A 24,731-nucleotide genomic window follows, 5' to 3' on the forward strand; every position below is an offset into this window, starting at 1 on the left:
GCAATGCAAACAACTTCTGGTTAAATTTTACTAATGCTCTATAGCTTGATACTTTAGAGGGTAGAAAAATCTAGATGCTTTGGTTATCTCAATGGCTAGTGTTAGGAACTATATTTGTTAGCTTAACTTTTAGCACACCTTTATTTGCCAGTCAGTCTATGAACCAACAAGATATCCAGATATTAATAGAAAAAGCTAAAGATTCATGGGTTGCTCAAGATGTCGATACTCTTGCACAATTGTTTACGATTGATGGAGAACTAATCGTACCTGGTCAATGCTGGCGGGGGCAAGAAAGAATTCGAGAAGGACTTGCCAATTTTAAACAAGAGTATTCAGATGTCAAAATAGACATCCAGCGGATTATCATTGGAGCAAATCAGGCAGCAGTAGAATGGTACTATGAAGATACAGAAAAGGCGACAGGTCGTCGTAATAAAGCTGATGACGTAATTGTTGTAGATTTTAGGGATAATCAAATTAGTCGTTGGCGTGAATATTTTGACACACAAACGCCAATTAACAGATAGTTACATTAGCCGTGAAACTCCAATATCTTTAATTTATTTTGAATCAAGGATATTGCAGTTTCAAAACTAACTTGTAATGTAAAAAACGCAAGACGCCTATCACCTCAGACCGCTCTGATGAAGAATTTAACCTTCCCTAAGTGATAATAAAGTGGAGGAAGCGACAAAAACTCCACACCGTCAAGGATTTTTATTTATTTACACTGTTCAAACATCTGCGATCGCTCTCCTTCGATGTCTGATATTGGGCCACAGCGGCATAACACCCATACAGTGCTGTCTGTTTTCATCAACTAGAATAGCTAACAGTTGGGTGAAAAACTCTCTCTCTCAAGTATAAATGCTACCTAGTCAAGAGATATAGCTATATTGTTTATACAAACTTGTCTAAAGTAAGATTTTAATTCTTTATAACTTTAGTTAGTCATTTGTCGCCGTTGCGACTGTGCTTGGTTAAACTGCTTTTGTTGTGGTGTTAATTGGCTGTAATCACTTGAAGATTGCATATCCCATTGTAATTCTGCTAGTAACAGTAAACTAACGGTCATAATTAGCCCCGTTGAGAGAAACTGCATGACACCGCAGTATGGCAAAACTAAAATTCCCAGCAAATGAATAAACCCCATCAAAATAAATGTGCGTGAACGCATTCCTACCCCGGTGCAAAGGTAGCCGATGGCACTTAATCCTAACCACAGTGGACACAAACGGATTAACACCTCTCCCCATCCCAAAAAAATGCTCAGATCGGTCAAGATTAAACCCATTAAGATTAAAATCGCCCAGCTATAAATAACCCAGCGTAGCTGTTCTACAGTTGCCCAAAACCAAGTTAAAGTTACCATACCAACTGCACCTAATAAGGTAAGCACTGACCACAAAATTGCTTGGCTACTCCAGCTAATGGGTAGAAACTGAGCGGTTACGAAAATTCCAGATGAAATTAGTCCCCAGAGAATAAATGCTTGATCGACGCGAGTATAAAACTTTGAAAAGAGGATGAAATTTCCAATTTGGTAGTTGAGACAGACTAGACCTTGAATATCTTGAAAATCTAGCTCTTGCTGTTTTTCACGCACGAGCGGCTCCGAGGAATTGAAAAAAGTCATTGATAATCTATTACCCTTGGTAGATGAATAAATTATTACTCTATCCAAAGATATATTGTTATTTAAATATAAACAAGTAAAGAATAGTTGAGATGTTCTTGAGCGAGAAAGGTTCTGGAAGTCAATACTACTTGTTCTAATTTCGTATATTTTGAGACTTTAAAAACTAAAATATGTTGATGGAAGCGTTTGTTTTCAATAGCGATCGCAGGACAAAGATACTAAAGAAGCCCTTATCCTGCAAAGTTTCTTTTGCTTAAGCGTGGTGAGGTGGCAATTGCTTCTTCACTCATCCACGCTTAAGCAGCAACGAATCTAGCTCTTTATTTACGTACTAGGTTCAGCAGTTCTTTAGGAGAAGCCAACAAGTCAATCGCTACAAAGAAGATTTTGCCTTGGGGATCTAGCAAAAAGCGCCATGCAATATTCATGCCCACACTAGCACCGAACCAAGGGGTTTGGACTTTGCCTGTAACTTTAACTTGGGTATAGCCATCTTCCACAGGCTCAGATACGCCCCGCTCTGGGAGCATCTTCAACCCTTGGCATTCTTCACGCATATAAGCGCGGATTGCGTCTTGACCAACAATTGGTCTTTCAAAGGGAGGTTGCAAAGCACCTTCGGAACGAAACAGAGAAACCGCAGCATCAAAGTCATTGGCATTCATGTTGTTGATATAGCCAAGTACTGTAGAATTGTTGACGCCCTCGATGGTGACTTTAGTCCGAAATGCTGGTGCAGTAGGAGGAGCTACCGGCTCTGAGACTTTTTTGTAACTACCAGGAGCATTCGGATCAAATCCCATGCTAATTACGGTATTGCGTAGGATGGTAATTTGTTGGCCTGAATCTGCATTGCGGATAGCTTGTAACACATCGGCAGCTTTAGAAGAAAGCTTGTAACCTGGTGGGATGGGAGCAACGATTCCCTGAGCCATCCATTCTCCTAACTGATACCAAAAGCCTAACTTGATATTTACGGTGAAGGATGCATAAGAACGGCACAGAGGAGTGTCAGCACGGTTAGCCAAATCGTACATGACTTGCGTTTGAGCCTCAAAAGGCATCTGCTTAATTTGTTCGAGTAAGCCTTGTGCAAGGATCATGTTGGCTGCCCCAGGAGCCGCAACTGTAATACTTCTACCCATCTCGGTATAAGCAAACCAAAGTAATGCTAGTTGGTCTTCAGCATTGAGCTTAGAGAATGATTCGACGACGGTTGGAACAACGTCAGCAACTAGGGTGCCGGGAAAAATACTTTGAGCCGACTGGATGGTAAAAGACATAGCAGAAATTCCAAAAAGAAAATTACAGTTCTACCGAATGTAAAAAATCAAATGTGCAAAGACCGAGGAGAAATGCGTTGAAACGTTAATAAAGGCACTCAGTAGTTTCGGCATCACTAGACAGCCTGTTGTAGACATAGCTCTAAAAAAGGCATAGTGATGCTGTTGCCATTGAGTTTAGATACTTGGCAAAGCACATTGCAGGCTCAACTGCATAGTCATTTAAAAAGCCTTGATTAACGGTGGTTTAACGCATTAATGCTGTTTTTGTATCTTTATGTAAAGAAACATAACAAGTTCGTTACAAATAAGCAATACTTTCTCAGCTATATATTGATAACTTCTGCTTATAAAAAAATAACTTTTCCTGATGTCTCATTTAATGCAATTGATACTTTTGTATGCATCCCCTTCCAAGAATCGCGTCTCTTGCCTTAAGCAAACAGTATTGAGCCGACTGTAGACACGCCTAGTTCTCGTACAAATCCAAAATACCCTACTTACTTGGTACGGTTCTTACTACTTTTATTTCTATGTCAAGTAGTTGCACAAAATATTTACAATAGTTAATATTCGTTTACGGAGAGCAAAAACAAAGAGTAAAAATGGCAAGTAAAGGCTTTACCATTAACGAACGCGGTCAACTCAACAAAATTGCGATTGAACCCAGAGTTTATGTTGATGAAACTCCACAGATAGGATTCACCAAATATGCCGAAAAACTCAATGGGCGTTTGGCAATGATTGCTTTTGTTTCACTCCTAGCTGTAGAAGTTATTACCGGACATGGTTTGATTGGATGGCTAACCAGCCTTTAAATAAGACACTTTGAGATTTTTTAATTTTATTCACTTGACGAACAAAGCAATTTAGAGGCAAACTTACTTATGAAAACTGATTTTGATTATCCCAAAAAGGATTTAATTGGAACCGTTGTTTTTAGACCTGATTTCAACAACTTTGAGACTATCAATGCAAATCAAGCCTGGTCACTGTTTTTTACTGTCGGTCAAGACGACAAAGGGCTGGGAGAAGAAATTGAGTTCGGCAGATTTTTCACTAACCTTTTAATTGCGATTGGAGTAACTGGAATTATTTGGGCGATTTACTTTAGCCAATTAGGATGAGTAAGTTTGTTCATTTCTAGTCTGTAGTAACTTCAACAGAGGTCTTGGATTTGGATACCAGGACTTCTTTTAAATTTTCAATAAGTTTAAAAAACTCTGTTTAGCTTTGGAAAAAGTCTGATGTTGATTGGATTTATAAAACTTCCCAATTTATCACGGTATTGTGGATACGTGGGCTTAGAAGTAGCACAAATCGTTTCCAAACATCTTGCTGTTCAAAGTAAAACCTATGTAATTCAAAATAGAAGGGTATTGGTACATCAACTTTTAAAATCTGGTCTGGATGCTCATACCGCAGATCGAACTGTTACTGTACTTATATCAAGCCCGGTTTTACAATTAAGCAACAAAAACCAGTGTGCAATTAATTGTATGGGAAAGTAACTATACAAACAGTAAACGGGAGTGGGGTTAGGGGAGAGGTGACAGGTTACAGGAAATAATCTGTACCCTCTAACCTGTACCCTATTCCCTTCTTCAGTCCCCAGTTCAACGCAAACAACGAATCGCCTCTAATAGACCTCTAGCTTTATTCAGCGTCTCTTCGTATTCTTTCTCTGGCTCAGAATCAGCTACCAAACCTGCACCGGCTTGTACGCTTACTGTCTTATCATGCACTACCATTGTGCGAATTGTGATCGCAGTATTTAATTGTCCTTCAAAATCGTAATACCCATACACACCGGAATAAACACCCCGACGACTAGACTCTAACTCGTGGATAATTTCCATCGCCCTAATCTTGGGTGCGCCACTTACCGTACCTGCTGGGAAGGAAGCTTTCAGTAAATCCCATGCTGTTTTACCAACTGCTAATTTACCCACAACATTGCTGACAATGTGCATTACATGGGAGTAGCGTTCAACCACCATTAATTCATCGACTTTGACGCTACCACTTTGACAAACACGCCCCAAATCATTCCGCCCTAAATCCACAAGCATCACGTGTTCGGCAATTTCCTTGGGGTCTTGGAGTAAATCTTCAGCGAAGGCTGCATCTTCCTGAGTAGTTTTACCTCGTGGACGCGTCCCAGCGATTGGGCGTACCGTCGCTATCACTCCACCATCAGAATCGGTTTCGGCTTTCACCATCACTTCAGGACTGGAACCGATAATTTGCCAATCTTGGAAGTTAAAGTAAGCCATGTAAGGCGAAGGATTTATCTGACGTAGCGACCGGTAAAGGGCAAAAGGGTCGCCTGTGTATGTTGTTGATAGTCGCTGAGAAATTACTACTTGAAAAATATCACCTGCTGTAATATAATCTTTCGCCTTCTCAACGCTGGCACAAAAATCAGGGCGGGTAAAATTACTCTTATACTCCTCTGCTCCTCTGCTCCCCTGCTCCCCTGCTCCCCTGCTCCCTGGCGGATTCCATTTCAATCGAGTTTTTTCCGGCGATAGGGGTAGAGATAGCTTTTCGAGCATTTGGGTGACGCGATCGCTAGCTTGTTGATATGCTGCTTTCAAATCTACATTCGGGTCGCGTAAATCAGCATAAGCGAGCGCCCAAATTTTCCGCTTCACTTGGTCAAAAATCAACAAGTGGTCTACCTGCATCCACAACCCATCAGGGATATTTCGCTCATCTGGTGGATAAATTGGCACACGCGGCTCAATCCACTTAATCAACTCATAGCCCCAAAACCCAAATAAACCGCCAATTCCTGGCGGTAGCTGTGGTAATTTCACTGGGTGATAAGGTGCTAAACATTCGGCTAAAGCTGTAAAAGGATCGCCACTAAAAACCACCTGCGAACCATCGCGGTTTTTCTGAGTCGTGCGATCGCCCCTTGCTTCCAAAACCCACACCGGATCGCAGCCCACTAAACTATAGCGTCCCAGCTTTTCCCCACCTTCGATGGATTCCAACAAAAAGCTATAAGGCTGACCCGCACAGACTTTATACCAAGCAGATACGGGCGTATCTAAATCTGCCACCCATTCTTGATATACCGGGACGAAGTTGCCTTGTAGAGCTAGTTGAGAAAATTCGGAGAAATCGGGGAATACCATAAATTGCTTAGGGATGGGGCATGGGGAATGGGGCATGGGGCATTGAAAAGATGCACAGGGGCGGGGAGCAGGGGGCAGAGGGGAAAAACTTTTCTCCCTTGCTCCCTGCTCTCTTGCTTCTTCTCCAGTCCCCAGTCTTAGTCCCTATTCATCATAGGTAGTTTTACCACTAAACTTAATCTGTGATGGGCTGGGATTTTGCCCAATCCGGCGTGGGAGAAAACGCACTTTATCACGACCTTCATTTACTTTTTCGGGGAAGACACCATCAGCTGGGTGAAGTAAGGTAGTTTCTCCGTTGGGTAAAATCCGGTAAACTTTGTAATCTGTGATTTTGAGTTTACGAAGTTGCTGACCGCCCAAAAAGATGCCATATTCTTTACGAGCTATATACAGCAGGTTTTCACCTTTCCGCATAATAGCAGCACCACCTGTAGGCAATTCAAATACTTGCTCTTTCGGGCTAGTCCAAGTGATAGCGTACTTTTCTTCTACTGCTGCTTTTGTAAGCAAGCCACCAGTGCTGCCAGCAAATAGCGGGGTTTGTCCAGAGAGTGTTTCTGCCATAAAGTCTATTCTCTCAACGTTTTTAGGCAATCCTAACATCGCAACCAGGATCATATTGCGATCGCGTCATAGACTGTAACAGTTTTTAGTCATTTGTCCTTGGTTCTTTGTCATTTGTTAAAAATTAATGCCCCATGCCCTTCAGGAGTGCTGTTAGCGGTAGCGGGGCGTTTAGCCCGTGCTGAGTTAGGAGTTATTATTTCTCCTCTGCTCCCCTGCCCCTCTGCCTCTTTTCAATGCCCCATGCCCAATGCCTATTTACTCTTGACTTTTGTCCGCTTTTCCTCTTGGCTATTCTGAACAATCGGGATGGTGAAGTGAAACTGGCTACCCTGGTCTTTACCAGTTGACTCTGCCCAAATTTGCCCACCCCAGCCATTAACAATTTGACGGCAAATTGCTAAACCAAGTCCAGTCCCGCCAGTGGTGCGGCGCAGCGCTCCTTCTTCTTGATAGAAGCGGTCAAAAACTACTTCTAAACGATTTGGTTCAATGCCGCGTCCAGTGTCAGCTACAGTCACCTCGACCATTTGACGGCTGTTGTAAATCGCTTTAATCGTGATTTCTCCTTGGGGCGGCGTAAATTTCAAAGCATTGTCCATGAGTTTTGCCAGTACCTCGACTAGCCAATCACCGTCAGCTCTTACTAAAGGTAGGTTTTCGGCAATTTGAGTCTTGATTTGAGGCGGCTTTTCCATTGAGGAACGCGTGCGATTTCGGCTGAGTGCTAAATCCACACATTCTTGTAAGGTGAGGGATTCTGGATGCCATTCCACCCGGCCGCTTTCCAAGTTGGAAAGTGTAAGAAAATCTTGTACCAGTTTTCGCATCCGCTCTGAGTCGGAAAGAGCGGTGTTGAGCATCACCTGTTGCAACTCCAAAGGCATATCCGGCTCGGTAGCGAGACTTTCTAGGCACACTTGAATTGTGGATAGGGGAGTACGTAGTTCGTGTCCGGTGATGGCTATGAGGTTGCTGCGGGTGCGGTCTAGGGCTTCTAGCTGCTGGTTAAGTTCTTCTAGGTTAGCGTAAGCTTCCGCTTGAATGAGGGCTGCTCCTACTTGGGTAGCGATCGCTTCTACCAAATCCAATTCCCCAGGTTGGCACTCATGGGGTGGCATCCGGCAGTAATGTAACTCCACAATCCCCAATAATCGCCCCTGATAGAATACTGGTTCCATCAGCCAAGAACGAATGGCAAACTTTTTGGCGATCGTGGAAAGTCCTGGCGACTTGGTAACACGGGGGTCACTCAGCGTATCGCTCACACAAACACCTTCGCCTTGTTCCACGATGTCCCGAAATAGGGAATTGTTCTCTAACTCCCAGGTTTGACCGCAAACAGATAAAACACCGGGATTCAAAAACTCGTGTTCAATTATGGCTTGGCTATCTGTGGCTTGAGCGCGGTAAATTAAACAGCGACAAGCTTCTAGGTGTTGTCCTAATTCTTGTGCAGCCACCTGGAGAACTTCGTGAGGATCGAGCGATCGCCGAATGGCAGTACTAATTGAGTTGACTAATCGTTCTTTTCGTGCCTGGGCAGCAATAGAACGGTAAGCTTTGTGCAATTTGTACTGACTAGCTTGCAAATAAGTTACTAAGCGCTGCACAAAGGGATCTGTATCAATATCACAGGCATACTCGTTTACCTGTTCGGCTCCAGAGTAGTTTCGCGGCTCCCCAATGCCAAACCTCTGACGTGCCTCTTGAATTTTATTTGTCAGTTCTGGTCTGTAAACCAAAACCCTATCTAACAGTAATTCGGCTGCTTTGAGGCTAGCCCCTCTTTCCGATGTCCAAATTCCCTCAAATCTTCGAGCTGTGTCTATATCCAGATTAGGGCTTAGTTCCGGTAGTTGCTTGTTTTTGGCAAGAGAACCAAGGTTTTCTCGGCAAACCAGACAAGTAGCATAATTGTCAGCTATCACTACTAAATGCCACTCCTGACTTAAGCCATCCGTTGGCTCAAAAGCCACTTTTTCGTAGTGTTCCGAACTGTTGGTGAAATCCGTTTCTGGAGCAGATAATACGTATATTTGATTACTTCGCAAAGCAAGTCGCTGGTAGCGATGAGCTTCTTGGCGGTAGAATCGCTCTCGCTGGAAACTAGCAATTACAAGGGGTTTAGCTAAAGTCGCAGCCAAAACTTGATCTTCCATCGCGTGGGAGAGCGCCGTTAGTGAAGCCTTAAAATATAGCTGGGGCCGCAAGTAGGGTAAGGACTTTAGCAGATCACTCAGCACAGAAGTCGAAATGCTCATGAATTATTGTTAAACGCTCAACCTCGATCAGATCCACGTCACAGCTGCATTGTACAAATTCCAAGGGACTCTCAAGTTAAATAGACAGCTGCAATATGTAAAGAACGCTAAAAAGCGCTTTTCGCCAAAGCAGTCGCAACACTTTGTTACTAACTAAGGGGCGTGGGTACACTTGATTTGTTGATTGACAACCTATTACGCCCAATATACATACATTCTCGACAACTGATGCTTTTGCTTGCAAAGGTAAAATCTTTCAGGAGTAAGTACTAAAACATTTATCCTTGTATGGTTTTAACTACTGTGTTCGCTAAGAACCACGGATGATCGATTTACAGTCTATACGTCGGTAAAATAGCCTGTCGTAGACATCGCTACTTTGCCGACCTTGATTTCTGCTCGCTAAATAAATTTTCTTAGCCAAAAATCGTGACTGCGATATTTACATAACTTAATCTATAATTAGTTATTAAACTTAATCAATTAATTATCATAAATTAGTCTAATCAAATATCAAAGATTATTTAAAACAAAATCGTATACTAAATAAATTTTATCTATGTTCAACAAATAACTGTGCAGTTTCAAGTTTTTGCTGAGTATACTATATATCTTGTGTCTTTGAAAGTTCAACGACTAATAAATTATCTCAAATATCTCAAAATCTTCAGTTTTCACTCTTGACCTCACACTTATAAAATATAAATTTATCAAAGAAAGACAGTTCTTGCTGTTCGCGCAGCGTGTCGTAGACAGGGCAGTCTTACCTGTCGCCTGCCGCGGCTCGATTGAGCGCTCGCTGAACGTCCTTCTGCATCCTTCAACAAGATTTGTTTATATAGATATAAGCGCTGCTATTTTGTCAGCAATATATCAGGATTATTTTGGTTAGAATAGCTCAAACGAGTTTTAAAGAGCGTCTTTTTTTCGGAAATTGTGAGGATGAACAAAAAGCAAAGAGATGGGGTTAAAAGGAAAACCCAATACTTACAGCGATTTTCAGATATTTAGACTACGACTGAGACGGGGAGTATGGAGTGGGGAGCTTAGTGTATCAATTACTTGAAAGCACTGTAAAAGCAGCGCCAGATAACTGACCTGAATCCGAATCTTGTGTCTCTCTACGATACGCTGTTCTTTGTTTGCACTACGTGTCTCGACACAAATCTTTCTTTTTTCGATCTAAATAAATTTAGTTGCTCTGTCTCAAAGCAAAAGGGTATTTCTTCTTTCTCTCTGCCTCTTGGGTAAGAGATTTCTACTCAAAAGACCACACAAATATAGACCTGTACACGGAACTTTGGCTAATGACACCGGATACGCTAATGACCCCAGAAAAAATTTTTCTGGATGGAAAAACTTTTATTCCTGCTGAACAATTACCGATCCCGGAGTGGCCTTGTGTTGTGGCAGAAAGATCGCAACCGACACTAACGGTTAAAGATGATGATTTATTTTTTGTGACAGATACTATCGGGAATATTTCTGGCTGTTCCCTCAACGAAGGCAATCCCAGTATGGGACTGTTTTGTTGTGATACGAGATTTCTCAATCGCTTGGAGTTACAAATTGAAGGGCGATCGCCTGTACTCCTCAGTAGTACTGCTGAGAAAGGCTTTTCACTCTCAGTTTTGTGTACTACCCCCAGAATCGACGAACGTCTAAAAGCCGAGACTATCGGAATTCGCCGAGAAATCGTGCTGAATGGGGCACTATTTGAAGAAATAGAAGTATCTAACTACAGCACAACTACTGTCAATTTTGAACTAACCATCAGCTTTGATGCGGATTTTGTTGATTTATTTGAAGTCCGGGGCTATGACAGAGAAAAACGAGGTCGGCTTTTACGCCTAGTAGAACCGATGACTGAGGAAGGAACATTTTCTCCTGTCGATGGCGTTGCACCAGTACCTAAAGAGCCATCTGCCTCTAGAGAAGAATCCTTAACACTGGCCTATCAAGGTCTGGATGGCTCAGTGATGGAATCCCGGATTCTATTCCAACATCGGCAACCAGACTATTTCAAGGGTTACACTGCGGTTTGGCAGCTAGAGTTGGCTTCTCACGAAACTCAAAAGCTGGGCTACCGAGTGAATATGTTGAGAAACAACCAGTCCAGCTCAACCGTGAGCGCCGCCACGACATTAGGACAAGCGAAAGCTGCTGAGTGGATGGAGGAGCAAAACTGGGTACAACAAATTACCCGCATTAGCTCAGATAAGAGTACCTTCAATCGAGTGATTGAGCGGGCTGAACAAGATATGTATTTGTTGCGCCAGTCTTTTGGTAAGCATAAGACTGTTTCCGCTGGGGTACCTTGGTTTTCGACATTATTTGGGCGAGATTCGCTGATTACAGCTTCTCAAAGCCTGATGTTAAACTCGCAAATCGCTAAGGAAACTCTGATATTACTTGCGACATACCAAGGCAAGATTGACGACGAATGGCGCGAAGAAGAACCGGGTAAGATTTTGCACGAGTTACGTTTGGGAGAAATGGCTCGTTGTCAAGAAATTCCCCATACACCTTACTACGGTACTGTTGATGCCACTCCCTTGTGGCTGCTGCTCTATGCCGAACATTATGCTTGGACTCACGATGGAGAACTCCTAGAGCAACTTTGGCCCAATGCTCTAGCTGCAATGGAGTGGATCGATCGCAATACCAAAGAAACCACTTACCTCAGCTACTTCCGTACATCGAAACGCGGTCTTGCTAACCAAGGTTGGAAAGATTCTGGCGACTGTATTGTAGACCGTAAGGGAGAATTAGCCAACGGGCCAATTGCCCTCTGTGAGGTACAAGCTTACGTCTATGCTGCAAAAATGCGTCTAGCAGAAATAGCTAGGATGAAGAAGCGGCTTGATTTGGCAGATCGTTGGCAAGAAGAAGCCAGAAATCTTAAGGTTCGGTTTAATCGAGATTTTTGGGTGGAAGACCAAGATTTCTGCGCCCTGGCTTTGGATGGAGAAGGTAAGCCAGTAGACAGTATTACCTCAAATCCTGGTCATTGTCTGCATTTGGGACTCTTCACAGACGAAAAAGCTCATAGTGTAGCAGAACGGTTGCGGGCACCAGATATGTTTAATGGTTGGGGCATTCGGACTCTAAGTAGTTTGTCACCCGCTTATAATCCGATGGGTTATCACATTGGTTCGGTTTGGCCCCATGATAATGCTCTGATTGCAATGGGATTGCGATCGCTCGGTCTTATCGATCAAGCCTTAGAAATATTCCAAGGTTTATTCGATATGACTCAGCAGCAACCCTATCAACGTCCTCCCGAACTTTTTTGCGGCTACGAACGAAACGGTGATAATGCTCCTGTACAGTATCCGGTTGCTTGCACTCCCCAAGCTTGGGCTACGGGTAGTGTTTTTCAACTACTGCAAATGATGGTTAACTTGGTGCCTGATGCTCAAAATAACTGCTTGCGAATAATCGACCCCGCTTTGCCAGAATCGATTAATCGCCTGTCATTTCATAATTTGCGAGTCGGCCCCACCATCCTCGATTTGGAATTCGAGCGTTCTGGGACTACGACTGCTTGTCGCGTTGCGAAAAAACGGGGTAATTTACGGGTAGTTATCGAAGCTTAGGAAGGGAGTAGGGAGTAGGAAATTCACCACTCCCTATTTTATGGTTGGTGCGTAGGTGTAGCCCGTCGTAGACATCGCTCGGCAGCATGACCTGAAATTCACGATTAGGTTTGTCTTACCATCTGCTCCAACCGATACAGTGTTAGCCTGCTTCATCGCCAGTGTGTAGAGTTCTCAATAGCTGTTCTGTGAGCTCGATCAATTCAAATACAGTATTTTGCGTAACTTGTGTAGTTTTGAAGCCATGAGCAATAGAATTGCGTAATGGGAGTGCATTCATTAGTAACTGATACTCAGATTTTGAAATTACACCTTCAGTTGCTAATTCCTTTACTAAGTAGCGTGGATCAAATCTTTGTAAACTTAGCTCTTCCTTTTGGGCAATAAGTCTCAAAGTTGCTTCTACTAAAGACCAGCAATATAGGAGAGCTAATTCTGGATGTTGCGTTGTAAGTTGCCTTGCTGCTTGCAACTGTGATTCTATTTCATGCTCTTGAAGAGAAGCCTCTGCTTTCAGAGAATACGTTGTATCCTCCGGGTTGGTCATTACTAATTCAAATCTCCAACCGGGATGTTTTTCTACCGCTTGAGCTAAATTACCTAAGTATTGATTAGAAGAAGAGTTAAGTGAGGAGCGTGACTTAACTTCAATAACTACATTTTCTTCTCCCCGACGTACTATCATGTCAGGGCGATAGTTATTAAGGAAGCCAGGCAAGTCTTCTGGATTTGGATGAAAAAAAACTTCGTAACCTTTTTCACGATACTCCTCTGCTAGTTTCAGCAATCGCTCTCTTTCTAAGTTTGCGGTTGAAGTTTCCATCAAATAATTACCTCCTGGTTAGGAGCATTAATTACGACAATATGTAAGAACTCATTGCCACAGGCAAAGCCTTCTGCCAATGTCGAGGTCATATTTTCTATTCTAAAGTTACCTGACAAATTCCTCTTTCTAACTAGGAGATCGCTTACTTGATTATCATCGACGTAGGCTAATCCTTTAATTGCATCTTGAATAGGCTTCACTATATTGTCTACATCTATTTGATCGGAATCATAGAAATAGGTTATCTGGAGCATAACCAACCCAGCAGCTGTTTTTTGTTCCGAAGACCAATATTTTTCAGCCTCTTGTCTCACTGTCTTTTTCCAATCTTGAAGCCGATTGCCCTTACCGCGCTTACGAGCCTGTTGTGATACTGGTGGCCCATCTACTATGAACTCAAATCTGGTCAATACACTTTTAAATAATAGATCGCAGGTTATTATTTTATGCTAGTAACCTCAAACACAAGTAGATAACTCGTGATACTGCCATTACTAACTGTTGCTGTGTCGCCCAGTAGCTTCGCTGAGTGCTTCACGAATTATCTCATCACTCACACCATGCCGTTTTAGGCTGGCAATCAACGTAGAAACAGTATCTCCTTCAAGTCGCTCAAGATCAGCTCGAAGTCCTTGTCCGATGTAAGCACGAACATAATGGCTGATAACCAGAAAACCCTAACAATGGTGCTACTCGCTTCAAATCCTCAATCACATCTTCGGGAATGCGAATTGTGATTGTTGTACCAACTCAATAACGGCTTCTTTGTCACTCATAGCAACTTAAACCTGCGCCAAGTGGACAACACAATGTTAACTTACCAGCCTACCGACGCGATCGCCCCAAATTTAAGCATGGTAATAAATTTATACTAAAAAAAATTAAGGATGTAAAAACAACAATCATTTACATCCAAACTCCTAACTGTTAACTCCTAACTTTTTTACGCTTCTTCGGAATTTTCTCTTTTATGTCCTGGGGATGCTTCGTAAAGTGCATCAAGATGTTGACGCGCATCTTCAACGTTAATTGAACGCATTACCAAAAGTGGCTCTTTAATTAAGTTTCCAGCGCTATCTAATAACTCTGGATGGGGTACAAACTGTTTCTTTGACGAATAATAACCATAGTTACCTTGATTATTCATTGGCGAGGAATTCGTCGGGTAAGTTCGTTCCCGATCAAAACTGAACATAATCAGGTTACGAATTAAGTTGCCAACAGCTATAAATGCAAGGATTGTAAAAGCAAGAATGTAAAGCAGATGTAACATTGGATTTTCCTCCAGGACAGGAATTTTTTAAACTTTATTTTGTAACGCTTTGTTTCGCCGATACTGTGACTGACAGTTAAGACGAGTATTCTACGCACTCTTCATGCGCTTACATTTATATGGAGCTATTTGTCAACCGTTATTCCACTTACGGTAGCATAGGATACATTATTTTGTTAATCCAGATAATGTTAAGAAATTCTTAAGAATTTTTTACTATTTCTTTAACGATTGATGATTTGCCATCTTGCGTAGACGCTTCCTTGGCTAGTCTTGAGACATCGCTAAGTAGTCTGCTGAAATTTAGCGCTTAGACTTCACGTCCTTGACGAAAGCGCATTGCGACATTCCAGCATTCTGTTACTAATTCATGCCAAGGCATTAACGTTGCCATATCAATTCCGACTTGTTTATCAGTTGCATTGAATAGCATCTTTGCCGTACTTAGTTCATCTTGCGCTTGCTTGACCCGCAAGAGCAAGTCAGATTGCTCTTGGTGACTCATAAATGATAGTTCCTCAGTTTCGAGTAAATGGCGCGATCGCGTAAACCAATGCTGAAAATCTTCTAGCAGCGGATCTAAAACCGTTTTGAACAACTCAGTCCCTGGTAAATTTGAGTCTGGCATAAATGAAAGGGATATTTCAAACTTGCTTACTAATATTAACGTTATTTACGTTTCTTAACATTTATCTGATTTTTCTCATAATTCCCAGATGTAAAAATTTGTAACAAAGGGCACAAAATTTATTATATAGTCTTGATATCTGGTTTGTACAGTGCCTTTGGACAGGCATCTATAGGTATATATGACATCAAGTGGCAATTCATAAGATAATTTAGCGATCGCGGGTGATCCTGAATTCGAGACTCAGGTAACAAATCAAAAATTTATCTTTATCTTTGGATTGAAGAAGAATTCAGGAGTCAAAATTCAGGACTGAGAATCAAATCGCTACGCAGAGTCATTAGCCATTAGTCCAAGAGAAAGCACGCCCACTCTGTAACATAGTTTGAATTACTCCGATGAAAGAAAAAATTTTTCTGCCCACGGTCAAAGCAAGTTTACAGTGAACTTTGTTGAACTACTCATGGGATTGCAAGGGATAGGGTATGCACCAATGACCAATGACAAATGACAAATGACTACTTAACCAAAGTCGTTATAGTTGAATAAGCCTACAGATTCAGATAAATCACCTTTTGTAATCACCTCGCCAACGGTTCAGCAGCCAATGTCGCCAAATTCATCAAATCAATCACAACAGTCAGAACAAGTTGAAAAAATCTATTTACCGCGTACCAGCGAATCGGAGAACTTAAAAAAGATTCGCCACACTGCTTCCCATGTAATGGCAATGGCAGTACAAAAGCTGTTTCCCAAGGCACAAGTTACAATCGGCCCTTGGATAGAAAACGGTTTTTACTATGACTTCGACAATCCAGAACCATTTAGCGAAAACGATCTCAAAACCATCAAGAAAGAGATGGCGAAGATTATCAATCGCAAACTGGCAGTAATTCGGGAAGAAGTCAGCCGTGAAGAAGCCGAACGCCGGATTCAGGAAATTAAGGAACCTTACAAGCTAGAAATTCTGGCAGATATCAAAAACGAACCAATCACAATTTACCACCTGGGTAATGAATGGTGGGATTTGTGCGCGGGACCTCATCTGGAAAATACCAGTGAATTAAACCCGAAAGCAATTGAACTAGAAAGCGTTGCTGGCGCTTATTGGCGTGGGGATGAAACTAAAGCCCAATTACAACGCATCTACGCCACCGCTTGGGAAAGCCCAGAACAACTCGCTGAATATAAGCGACGCAAAGAAGAAGCGCTACGGCGAGATCATCGGAAACTGGGTAAGGAACTGGGATTATTTATATTCTCTGATTTAGTAGGGCCAGGTTTACCTTTGTGGACACCCAAAGGCACTCTGTTACGGAGTACTTTAGAAGACTTCCTGAAGCAAGAACAGATAAAACGGGGTTATTTATCTGTAGTCACACCTCACATTGCCAGAGTAGATTTATTTAAAACCTCTGGACATTGGCAGAAATATAAAGAAGATATGTTCCCCTTGATGGCAGACGATGAGGAATCGGCTGCACAGGAACAGGGCTTTGTTATGAAGCCAATGAATTGCCCTTTCCATATCCAAATATATAAGAGTGAGTTGCGCTCTTATCGCGAACTACCGATGCGCTTGGCGGAATTTGGTACTGTTTACCGTTATGAACAATCAGGCGAATTGGGCGGTTTAACACGGGTGCGCGGTTTTACTGTGGATGATTCTCACCTGTTCGTTACCCCAGAACAGCTAGATAGCGAATTCCTCAGTGTGGTGGATTTGATTTTGTCGGTGTTCAATAAGCTGCAACTGAAGAACTTTAAAGCTAGACTCAGTTTCCGCGATCCTGCTAGTGATAAGTACATCGGTTCTGATGAGGTTTGGGATAAAGCCGAAGGTGCGATTCGCCGGGCAGTTGAAACCTTGGGGATGGAACACTTTGAAGGGATTGGAGAAGCGGCTTTTTATGGGCCCAAACTTGACTTTATCTTTAGTGATGCCTTAGAACGGGAGTGGCAATTGGGAACTGTGCAGGTTGATTACAATTTGCCAGAACGCTTTGAGTTGGAATACGTCGCTGAAGATGGGGTTCGCAAACGTCCAGTGATGATTCACCGTGCGCCTTTTGGTTCGCTGGAAAGGTTGATTGGGATCTTAATTGAAGAATATGCAGGGGATTTCCCTTTGTGGTTAGCGCCAGTGCAAGCTAGATTACTGCCAGTGGGTGATACGCAGCTAGACTTTGCGAAAGATGTGGTGGCGAAAATGAGAGCCTTGGGCATCCGTGCAGAAGTTGATACCAGTGGCGATCGCTTGGGTAAACAGATTCGCAATGCAGAGAAAGAAAAAATACCCGTGATGGCAGTGGTAGGAGCCAAGGAAGTGGAAACCAACACCTTGAGTATCCGTACCCGCGCCTCTGGGGAATTGGGAGTTATCCCTGTCGATGAGGTGGTAGATAAGATGAAGGATGCGATCGCTAAGTTCGATAATTTCTAAAATCTAACCGCAGACGCACACTAATTATAATTGGTGTGCGTTTATTTTCGTAGATTGGAGCATTAGCTAGCTGGTAGGTTTTGGTAAGGGTGCGATCGCGTTCTACTTGCAGGCTGAAACCCTAAGTTTGTCGTTGCCAAAGTTATGAGGTGAATTCACAAGTATTAAAGACTCGTTAACGGAGTTCAAAGGTGGATTTATCCAGTTCAAATACTCATGTTAATTTTAACTTTTCATGGGATTTGGAAGGTCAGAAAGTATCGCAGACAACAAAACTTTTCTCAATCACCGCACCCCAGAAAACTTTCTGATTTATTCAAGACTGTTAGGATTGATTTAAAGACTTGTGGAATCTGCTCTTCCTAAACAGACTGGACTTGCATAAATTAATGTCAATAATTTTTGACTAACATTATGAACCGCTTTACCTCTATTTTGCTGGCTGGTTTGATAGCATCTGCATCAGCTTTGGCTATTTCTCCAAAAGTTGATGCTAATACACCAGCATCTTATCTTGCTGAGTTAGATAGCCATAGTTATCAACGCAATGATGATGGTAACTATGAACTTCAGAGTCGTCACCATAGAAATGATGACTATGACCGTCAGAATGACCTGCGTAACATTCGTGACAATCGCCGTTATGACCGCGATAATAACCGTCGTTATGAACGCGATAATAATCGCCGCTATGACCGCGACAATAATCGCCGCTATGACCGCGATAACAATCGCCGCTATGACCGTGACAATAATCGCCGCTATGACCGCGACAATAACCGTCGTTATGAACGCGATAACAATCGTCGCTATGAACGCGATAATAACCTTCGCAACATTTATGACAATAACCGTCGTTATGAGCGCGATCGCGACTGGGGTCGTGGTTAATTCCTCCGCCCATTTATTAAGCTTAGTTCCAGGTGAACTGAGCATTGATTCTACTTGGCGGTAAGACAAATACAATCTCTTTTTCCACTCATTCCAATATCTGACTTTTCACTTTTATCTAGAAAACCTCGCTTCCATTCCCTAGTAATGAAATTTGCTCATTGCTCAGGTTTAGCGTTAGCTTTTCTATATGACGTGAAAGGTCAGATTTTTATTACAAACGTTAGAGCAAATAGTTAAGCGATCGCAGTCTCAACCACTAAGTAATTAGATAAACAAAATTAATTACAAGCAGGAAAACCTATGCCGAGAAATTCACGATTAATTTTGCAACACCTCTTTATTACTGTCCAACGTTTCATTGATAGCCGTGATTAATAACTCATTTAGAGGAATTCCCGCTGCTTTTGCCATAGAGGAAATTACACTTTTGGGGGCAAAAGAACAATATAACCCAGCTTCTAAAAACCAAGGTTGCCCCTTTGGGTCGATGCGGAAGTCAAATAAACTGTAGTGACGACAACCCAAAGCCTGATGACACTTCTTTGCTACTTGCTGAACCTTTTGGGTAATCGGGTCGTTAGGGTCTACAATCCAAGACTTGATATTATCTTTAGCGGCGAAACGCAAGTTACCATCGTCCGTTTGTTGGAGTTTATCAGCATGGTTGCGGATGGGTTTGGAGTGGGGGTCTAACAGATATTCTTCAAGGGGTAAACCCACTAGTTCCCCGTCTTTGACAATGATGCCGCATCTGACTTCTCGACCGAGTTCGATGAATTCTTCTACAATTACCTCCGAAGCATATTCAAATGCTTGCTTCAAGGCAGCGTCATATTCAGTAACATCTTTAACTAAAGCCATCCCTAAAGAGTTATCGGAACTTACGGGTTTAACGATCGCTGGAGGTGTAATTGTCGGAACGTCTCCTTGGCGAAGCAGTTCTCCACGAGGCACTTTTACCCCTGCGGCTTCAACAATTGCTTTAGCTCTGCCTTTGTGCGCTGCGATCGCCATAATATCTGGAGTATTGCCTACATAAGGGATCTTCAGCAGGTCGAATAGGGCGCGATAGTGAGTCATTCCAGGAATACAAAACATTTGCGGTAACACAAGGTCAATGTTTTGCGCTGTTAGAAACTCTATGGCTTCAAACACAGCCATCGGTTTGGTGTCAGCAATATCTTCCGGGCTAAGTGAGTGAGGAAATCGCCATTGGCGATCGGGTGTGATGTATGCAATTTGAAAGTCATAGTGCGATCGATCTGCCGTTGCCGCGAGACAGTCTTGGGCATAAAGGCGTGACAAATCACAGTAAAAATCATTGTATGCAGATCCAACTAAATGAAGGATACGAAGTACTGGCATGATTCATCTTCCTATGTATTGTTAAAATTTATATAGCGATTCTCGGTTGAGTGGGCTATAAAAACCCCTCCCCGCAAGCGAGGCTACGGTGTACATACATGTTGGTAATGAAGCCCAAACCCTGGATTTACCCCCCTTAATCCCCCCGATGCATTGGGGGGAAATAATCCAATCCGGTTCTCCCCCTTGCCAAGTGGGAGTTAGAGGGGGTCAAAAGGACTTGTGTATACACCGTAGGCAAGCGACGAGGCGGCTATGATGTACTGAATTCTTCTTTAATTACAAATTATTTAATCGCCACCTAATTCCACCAGTTTGCCAATATTGAAGTCTATTTTTACCCATCCTTTGAGTTGTTGCAGATTCTTCAGCAAAAGTAAGGGAATCTGCCAATGATGCAAAGTCAAAAATGGTATAGGGTCATCAAGACTGTAAATAGCATCAGTGCCCCGCACTAGAGTATTAACCGATGTTTGCAATTGTTTCCAAGAACGAATACCAGTTAGTCGCCAGATTTCATGATATAGGAAGTAAGTCGGCTTGCTACTTGCTAGGGGTTCCAGAGGTGCAGCTAGGGGAGTTTTGCCAAGATAGGCATCTGCAACACCTGGGTGATTGTAAAACATTGTAATTGCCGAATGGGTACGGGGATTGCATTCAATGGCATAAACTGTACCGTCTTGGGCTTGGATAAAGTCGAAAGAAACTTGCCCAGTCAATGCCAAACTCTTGACGAAGTGTTGCACCCATTCACGGATTTGGGGATTTTCGACGTTTTCGTAGTTGATTTGAAACGCAGAAGAGTTTGAACAGCAATGCAATCTTAATTCTCCATTCCGCACTGTACTATGTGTGCATAATTCCTTACCAGGGATAAACTCTTGCATAATCCAAGGTTTTTCTGCACTGATGGGTAAACTGTTGACAAAGGCTGCTGTCTCTTCTGGGGTGTCGCAGGGAAGTTTGGTTAAATTTAAGCGGCGAACGGAGTCGTAATCAATACTTTTAAGAATATATTTGCGGGTTTCTTGACTAAAATCGAAATTGATAACTTGTTGAGGATCGGTGATTTTAAAGGATTTGGGGACAGATAAACCAAGCGATCGCGCCCGATCGGTAAAGGCAAATTTATCATCCAACATTTTGGTTATATCTGGATCAAAGTGGAAAACTTCGCAGTATTCTGATAGTAGAGGCTTTGCTAAAGAGTCATAATAGCTAGCTACAGGACTGCATACAGGTACATAAACGTCAACTTTTTCTCGCTTGACAATTTCTACTAGCGCCTGGATATAGCCTTCTGGATCTTCTTGTGGAGCCGGAACCGTATAAAAACGACTTACCGCTTTTGAGAATCTATGACCAGACAACCAGTATTTGTTACCTTCAATCAAAATAACTCTGTGTCCTGCGGCATGGAAGGAGCGAGCAAGTTGCAATGCTTTAGTCATCTTGGCTCCACTTACCAAGATAGTCTGAGGATGAGCAGCTACGATAGCTTTTTTCGTAAACGGCGAACTCACAATGCCCCACAGCAAAGATATCAATACTATCAAAGCATTGAACGGCAAGGCTATTAATAATAATGTCAGAGTACCGAGAGTCTTGAATAGAGCTACTAGCTTTACCTTAATACCCGTTGATGATGTTGGAGATTGAGGCAGAGATAAAGAAATTGATTGTGCCATAAGTTTTTCCTTTGTGTTTATTGTAGAGACGTTGCAATACAACGCCTCTACAAACTTCGCTACACCACGCGTCTAATTAGGGTTACACCATCTCGGATGGGTAACAGAACTTGTTCTACACGAGGATCGGCAGCGACAATACGGTTGAACTGAGCGATCGCTTCACCGTTGGCGGTGCGTTGTTCGGGTGGTAGGTAAACTTGTCCCTGCAACAAAGTGTTATCCACACAGATTAAACCGTCGGGAGTCAGTAAGTTACCATCCAAAATGATCTGGAAGTAATCTACATACTCTTTTTTATCGGCATCAATGAAGATTAGATCGAATACTTCATTTCTCGCAGCCAGCTTGTGGAGTGTCTCTAAAGCAGGTGCTACCTCGACAACAATTTTGTCACCGTGGGGAGACTCACTAAAGCAAGCTTGAGCAAATTCAGCAACATAAGGATCTACTTCGCAACCGATAAGTTGCCCATCACTTGGTAATGCTTCTGCCATTGCCAAGGCTGAATACCCGGTGAACATTCCTACTTCTAGAATGCGCTTTGCCTTGGTGATATGAACAAACATTTTCAATGTCTGTCCTTCCAGATGTCCTGAGAGCATTTCCTGCTCTAGTTGGCGCACTGTTTCACCATCGCTGAAACGCTTACTCCAGTCTTCAATGCTTGTTTTTTGCGCCAATGCTGTCAATGCGCTCGATTCGGGCGTGGTGTAATCATCCAAGTAGGGATCTAAACCCGCCGCTAATTGAACTCCCTGCCGCAAAGAATCTAATATCTCTACGGGAATGTTGTTCTCTTCTGCCAATTTGAGGGTTTGCTGTAGCTGGGCTACTAAGATGCTATGTGGCGTTATCGGTCTAGCTGTTTCTCGTCCTAAAACACTCGTCATATTTTCACACCCCTACTAGCTTGCCTTCTTGACTTTCAATGTATGCGTCAACACCTTTTCCGCCACGAGGGTATTTAGCACAAAGACGTTTGTGTTCAGCTAGGGCAGCATCAAGTTCTTCACGAGTCAGATCGTTGGCAAAGAAGCACTCACCAATCGGACAAGGCATAGCTGCACGTAGCTTTCCATCTCGTGTCAAGCTTATAGACTGGGTAGCATCCCAGAGCAAATCTCCATCTAATAGAGGATGATCGAGTGATAAACCGATACGACTCATCAAGTCTAGGATGCGATAGCGTTCTTCTGTTGGAATGTAGCCGCGTTGTGCTGCAATGGTTGCAGACAAAGCCATATCTATATTGACTGCATGACCATGATATAGGGGTATCTGAGGTGCTAATTCTAAGGTAGGACTCCAAGTGTGACCGTAGGCAATGACGCGATCAAGGTCTAGTTCATGCAAGTTAGGAGTTTCTAACTCCAACATGGTTTTGATTGCCTCGTAGTTGACTTTATGAGCAATCTCTTTAATTTCCGGTGTCGCATTTACGTGTCCAAAGTGAGTGGAAAGCAGTTCTTCGCCATATTCGTATAGCAGTTCAAAGACTTCAGAGTTAGAAACTACCGCAATTTTCACTAACTCTGCCATCCCATTACGAACTTGAGCCGTTGGCAAGGTTTTCAAGAATGAGAAATCCAGGATTACTTTCAAAGGTGCATGATATGCTCCCAAGCGATTTTTCAGCTTGCGATGATTAACTGCTACCTTAATCGCTACACCTGCATCAATCAAACCAATCAATGTGGTAGGAATGCGGATATAGTTGCTCTTGCGACGGTAAGAAGCGCAAGCAAACCCAGCCACATCAGTAACTAGACCACCACCGACGACTAAGACTGGTTCTTTACGAACTAAGCCAAAATCCGAAAAAGTATCAACAATTTTTTCAAACGTTGCCAGGGTTTTAGCTGGCTCTGTAATGATGATCGGAAATACTGTCAGTTCAATGTCATAGTGTCTAAAATATGACCTGATCCGATCGCCATAAAGTTCATGGACATTGGCATCAATTACAGTCAGACAGCGACCAAATTTTGCATAGCTATCTGCAATTTCTCTGTTTTCAATATCAAATGCACCGTTCACATAGACAAGACTAAAATCGATTTTTTCGTAACCTTGCACGTGAAACGCAGCTTCAGTAGCTTCAAATGATGCTTGAACCTTATTCATTGTGTTGCCCTTATTCCAATTATAAAGATTGTGAAATTTCGGTAATAATTGCGATTTACCCTAATGAATGTCAGCAAGCAACTATGCTTTTTACCCTTTCAGGTAAAAGACAGGACAAAGTTAGCTTTCAATTAAAAGCTAGCGCCTATTGCTGACTGGCAATGTTATGAAACAACACCATTCATTTGAGTAAATTCTGTAGATGGGTTAACCTTTAATTCGGCATAACCTCAAACAAGTCAATTAGCCCCACTAGCAATATATTGGCATAATACTTGCCTGCCTCTTCTGGGGATTATTGACTTTAATTTTGGGAAATTCATCTGAATTCAGATTGATTCCACTATATTTAAATATAGTGGCTTTCCAACTGTACGATTCCGTAAAAATTCTAATCGAGATAACTGATTATATAGTTGATCTCCAAGCTTCAATTTGAGATTAGAACCCTGATTAATCGTTAGTTGGCTGTTTATTAGCATTAGTCTCAAACCTTATATTACTAAACTCGCTATATTTTCTTGGCTTCAGAATAACAGTGGAATTTTAGGAATTTTAACTGAAGTTTCCTGAATTTTTATTAACTCCAATATGTTTGTCTTTAACAACTTTGTGATCGTTAGACTTTGTAAAACTCATATCTTAGTAAACTACTCATATTGTTTATCACTGTCTATCTCCACGCTGACATTTGATATTACAGGCATGATTAATCCTCATCTCGCTGTTTTTTGCATTAGTCTCAAACCATAAAATGGCTCAAAACAAAGATGACTCACTGCATTCTATACAGGAAACCAGTATGATACCTCCTTTGTTAGTCATTTTAATGCTCAGTATTTAACATACTTACCTCAGTAACTCCTGAAACTTCAGAATTTAAATATATCTGAGTTACTAGTAACAAAAATTTAACTTTTTTAAGGAACGGTTGTGTGTCTTAAAGGTTTCTAAGTTTGCCTAAATAGCTCACTTACTCCTAAATT

20 protein-coding genes and 1 pseudogene are annotated in these 24,731 nt (G+C 42.3%); 7 read left to right on the forward strand and 14 right to left on the reverse strand.

All coding sequences use genetic code 11. The annotated features are described in order from the left end of the window. Positions 1-74: 74 nt before the first annotated feature. A complete protein-coding gene (locus tag HWQ42_RS28960) occupies positions 75-530 on the forward strand; it encodes a nuclear transport factor 2 family protein (RefSeq protein ID WP_292817978.1) in 456 nt (151 codons plus the stop codon). 416 nt (positions 531-946) lie between these two features. On the opposite strand, the gene HWQ42_RS28965 is transcribed toward HWQ42_RS28960, so the two are convergent. Together HWQ42_RS28965 and HWQ42_RS28970 are read right to left on the reverse strand one after the other, a co-directional pair. Beyond that, positions 947-1,639: a hypothetical protein gene (locus tag HWQ42_RS28965; protein WP_292817980.1), complete on the reverse strand. Its 693-nt coding sequence runs from the start codon at positions 1,637-1,639 to the stop codon at positions 947-949. A 323-nt stretch (positions 1,640-1,962) separates the two neighbouring features. After that, on the reverse strand, positions 1,963-2,925 hold the full coding sequence (locus tag HWQ42_RS28970; protein WP_292739993.1) for an orange carotenoid protein N-terminal domain-containing protein: 963 nt from the start codon (positions 2,923-2,925) through the stop codon (positions 1,963-1,965). Positions 2,926-3,530: 605 nt separating this feature from the next. Between HWQ42_RS28970 and HWQ42_RS28975 the strand changes: the two genes are divergently transcribed. The 3 genes from HWQ42_RS28975 to HWQ42_RS28985 all read left to right on the forward strand — a co-directional run bounded on the left by HWQ42_RS28975 (position 3,531) and on the right by HWQ42_RS28985 (position 4,436). After that, positions 3,531-3,743, forward strand: coding sequence for a chlorophyll a/b-binding protein (locus HWQ42_RS28975; RefSeq protein WP_292739995.1), 213 nt, complete (start codon positions 3,531-3,533; stop codon positions 3,741-3,743). Between the two features lie 69 nt (positions 3,744-3,812). Further along, positions 3,813-4,052 (forward strand): hypothetical protein, encoded by a 240-nt coding sequence (locus HWQ42_RS28980; RefSeq protein WP_292817982.1) that lies wholly within the window; start codon positions 3,813-3,815, stop codon positions 4,050-4,052. A 120-nt stretch (positions 4,053-4,172) separates the two neighbouring features. Next, complete coding sequence (locus tag HWQ42_RS28985) at positions 4,173-4,436, forward strand: hypothetical protein (RefSeq protein WP_292817984.1); 264 nt, start codon at positions 4,173-4,175, stop codon at positions 4,434-4,436. 105 nt (positions 4,437-4,541) lie between these two features. Here HWQ42_RS28985 and trpE read toward each other — a convergent pair whose 3' ends face one another. From trpE to HWQ42_RS29000, 3 genes are all read right to left on the reverse strand, one after another. Continuing rightward, positions 4,542-6,071, reverse strand: coding sequence for an anthranilate synthase component I (gene trpE, locus HWQ42_RS28990; protein ID WP_292817986.1), 1,530 nt, complete (start codon positions 6,069-6,071; stop codon positions 4,542-4,544). Positions 6,072-6,215: 144 nt separating this feature from the next. Continuing rightward, positions 6,216-6,638, reverse strand: coding sequence for a photosystem I reaction center subunit II PsaD (locus HWQ42_RS28995; RefSeq protein WP_292740001.1), 423 nt, complete (start codon positions 6,636-6,638; stop codon positions 6,216-6,218). A 254-nt stretch (positions 6,639-6,892) separates the two neighbouring features. Beyond that, entirely contained in the window at positions 6,893-8,902 is a 2,010-nt protein-coding gene (locus HWQ42_RS29000; RefSeq protein ID WP_292817988.1) for a DICT sensory domain-containing protein, read from the reverse strand. A gap of 1,307 nt (positions 8,903-10,209) precedes the next feature. Between HWQ42_RS29000 and HWQ42_RS29005 the strand changes: the two genes are divergently transcribed. Further along, on the forward strand, positions 10,210-12,501 hold the full coding sequence (locus HWQ42_RS29005) for an amylo-alpha-1,6-glucosidase (protein ID WP_292817991.1): 2,292 nt from the start codon (positions 10,210-10,212) through the stop codon (positions 12,499-12,501). 142 nt (positions 12,502-12,643) lie between these two features. Here the strand turns inward: HWQ42_RS29005 and HWQ42_RS29010 are convergent, their stop codons facing one another. The 5 genes and pseudogenes from HWQ42_RS29010 to HWQ42_RS29030 form a co-directional block, all read right to left on the reverse strand. Continuing rightward, the gene (locus tag HWQ42_RS29010) at positions 12,644-13,324 is read right to left on the reverse strand and encodes a hypothetical protein (protein WP_292817992.1); all 681 of its coding nucleotides are present in this window, start codon (positions 13,322-13,324) and stop codon (positions 12,644-12,646) included. After that, the gene (locus tag HWQ42_RS29015) at positions 13,324-13,737 is read right to left on the reverse strand and encodes a RusA family crossover junction endodeoxyribonuclease (protein WP_292817994.1); all 414 of its coding nucleotides are present in this window, start codon (positions 13,735-13,737) and stop codon (positions 13,324-13,326) included. Before HWQ42_RS29015 ends, HWQ42_RS29010 begins: the two co-directional genes overlap by 1 nt. Positions 13,738-13,821: 84 nt before the next feature. After that, positions 13,822-14,065 (reverse strand): annotated as a pseudogene (locus HWQ42_RS29020) (hypothetical protein). A 205-nt stretch (positions 14,066-14,270) separates the two neighbouring features. Next, complete coding sequence (locus HWQ42_RS29025) at positions 14,271-14,600, reverse strand: DUF2973 domain-containing protein (protein ID WP_104905415.1); 330 nt, start codon at positions 14,598-14,600, stop codon at positions 14,271-14,273. 310 nt (positions 14,601-14,910) lie between these two features. Then, a complete protein-coding gene (locus tag HWQ42_RS29030; RefSeq protein ID WP_292817996.1) occupies positions 14,911-15,228 on the reverse strand; it encodes a DUF2605 domain-containing protein in 318 nt (105 codons plus the stop codon). Positions 15,229-15,835: 607 nt separating this feature from the next. Between HWQ42_RS29030 and thrS the strand changes: the two genes are divergently transcribed. Then, positions 15,836-17,671 carry a threonine--tRNA ligase gene (thrS, locus tag HWQ42_RS29035; protein ID WP_292818096.1) on the forward strand — a complete coding sequence of 612 codons (1,836 nt, stop codon included), beginning with the start codon at positions 15,836-15,838 and terminating at the stop codon, positions 17,669-17,671. Between the two features lie 414 nt (positions 17,672-18,085). Beyond that, entirely contained in the window at positions 18,086-18,562 is a 477-nt protein-coding gene (locus HWQ42_RS29040; RefSeq protein ID WP_292817998.1) for a hypothetical protein, read from the forward strand. Between the two features lie 321 nt (positions 18,563-18,883). Here the strand turns inward: HWQ42_RS29040 and HWQ42_RS29045 are convergent, their stop codons facing one another. The 4 genes from HWQ42_RS29045 to HWQ42_RS29060 form a co-directional block, all read right to left on the reverse strand. Then, a complete protein-coding gene (locus HWQ42_RS29045) occupies positions 18,884-19,930 on the reverse strand; it encodes a D-alanine--D-alanine ligase (RefSeq protein WP_292818000.1) in 1,047 nt (348 codons plus the stop codon). Positions 19,931-20,220: 290 nt separating this feature from the next. Then, entirely contained in the window at positions 20,221-21,618 is a 1,398-nt protein-coding gene (locus HWQ42_RS29050) for an ATP-grasp domain-containing protein (RefSeq protein WP_292818002.1), read from the reverse strand. Positions 21,619-21,677: 59 nt separating this feature from the next. Continuing rightward, positions 21,678-22,511: an O-methyltransferase gene (locus HWQ42_RS29055; RefSeq protein ID WP_292818003.1), complete on the reverse strand. Its 834-nt coding sequence runs from the start codon at positions 22,509-22,511 to the stop codon at positions 21,678-21,680. A gap of 4 nt (positions 22,512-22,515) precedes the next feature. Beyond that, the gene (locus tag HWQ42_RS29060; protein WP_292818004.1) at positions 22,516-23,745 is read right to left on the reverse strand and encodes a sedoheptulose 7-phosphate cyclase; all 1,230 of its coding nucleotides are present in this window, start codon (positions 23,743-23,745) and stop codon (positions 22,516-22,518) included. Between the last annotated feature and the right edge of the window lie 986 nt (positions 23,746-24,731).

It is taken from the genome of Nostoc sp. JL23, from assembly GCF_017115065.1.
GTDB lineage: Bacteria > Cyanobacteriota > Cyanobacteriia > Cyanobacteriales > Nostocaceae > Nostoc > Nostoc punctiforme_A.

What these genes read in the sequence shown, in the direction of transcription:
- HWQ42_RS28960 (WP_292817978.1), top strand. Translation starts at nt 75, where the DNA reads ATGCTTTGGTTATCTCAATGGCTAGTGTTAGGAACTATATTTGTTAGC.
- HWQ42_RS28965 (WP_292817980.1), bottom strand. Translation starts at nt 1,639, where the DNA reads ATGACTTTTTTCAATTCCTCGGAGCCGCTCGTGCGTGAAAAACAGCAA.
- HWQ42_RS28970 (WP_292739993.1), bottom strand. Translation starts at nt 2,925, where the DNA reads ATGTCTTTTACCATCCAGTCGGCTCAAAGTATTTTTCCCGGCACCCTA.
- HWQ42_RS28975 (WP_292739995.1), top strand. Translation starts at nt 3,531, where the DNA reads ATGGCAAGTAAAGGCTTTACCATTAACGAACGCGGTCAACTCAACAAA.
- HWQ42_RS28980 (WP_292817982.1), top strand. Translation starts at nt 3,813, where the DNA reads ATGAAAACTGATTTTGATTATCCCAAAAAGGATTTAATTGGAACCGTT.
- HWQ42_RS28985 (WP_292817984.1), top strand. Translation starts at nt 4,173, where the DNA reads ATGTTGATTGGATTTATAAAACTTCCCAATTTATCACGGTATTGTGGA.
- trpE (WP_292817986.1), bottom strand. Translation starts at nt 6,071, where the DNA reads ATGGTATTCCCCGATTTCTCCGAATTTTCTCAACTAGCTCTACAAGGC.
- HWQ42_RS28995 (WP_292740001.1), bottom strand. Translation starts at nt 6,638, where the DNA reads ATGGCAGAAACACTCTCTGGACAAACCCCGCTATTTGCTGGCAGCACT.
- HWQ42_RS29000 (WP_292817988.1), bottom strand. Translation starts at nt 8,902, where the DNA reads ATGAGCATTTCGACTTCTGTGCTGAGTGATCTGCTAAAGTCCTTACCC.
- HWQ42_RS29005 (WP_292817991.1), top strand. Translation starts at nt 10,210, where the DNA reads ATGACACCGGATACGCTAATGACCCCAGAAAAAATTTTTCTGGATGGA.
- HWQ42_RS29010 (WP_292817992.1), bottom strand. Translation starts at nt 13,324, where the DNA reads ATGGAAACTTCAACCGCAAACTTAGAAAGAGAGCGATTGCTGAAACTA.
- HWQ42_RS29025 (WP_104905415.1), bottom strand. Translation starts at nt 14,600, where the DNA reads ATGTTACATCTGCTTTACATTCTTGCTTTTACAATCCTTGCATTTATA.
- HWQ42_RS29030 (WP_292817996.1), bottom strand. Translation starts at nt 15,228, where the DNA reads ATGCCAGACTCAAATTTACCAGGGACTGAGTTGTTCAAAACGGTTTTA.
- thrS (WP_292818096.1), top strand. Translation starts at nt 15,836, where the DNA reads ATGTCGCCAAATTCATCAAATCAATCACAACAGTCAGAACAAGTTGAA.
- HWQ42_RS29040 (WP_292817998.1), top strand. Translation starts at nt 18,086, where the DNA reads ATGAACCGCTTTACCTCTATTTTGCTGGCTGGTTTGATAGCATCTGCA.
- HWQ42_RS29045 (WP_292818000.1), bottom strand. Translation starts at nt 19,930, where the DNA reads ATGCCAGTACTTCGTATCCTTCATTTAGTTGGATCTGCATACAATGAT.
- HWQ42_RS29050 (WP_292818002.1), bottom strand. Translation starts at nt 21,618, where the DNA reads ATGGCACAATCAATTTCTTTATCTCTGCCTCAATCTCCAACATCATCA.
- HWQ42_RS29055 (WP_292818003.1), bottom strand. Translation starts at nt 22,511, where the DNA reads ATGACGAGTGTTTTAGGACGAGAAACAGCTAGACCGATAACGCCACAT.
- HWQ42_RS29060 (WP_292818004.1), bottom strand. Translation starts at nt 23,745, where the DNA reads ATGAATAAGGTTCAAGCATCATTTGAAGCTACTGAAGCTGCGTTTCAC.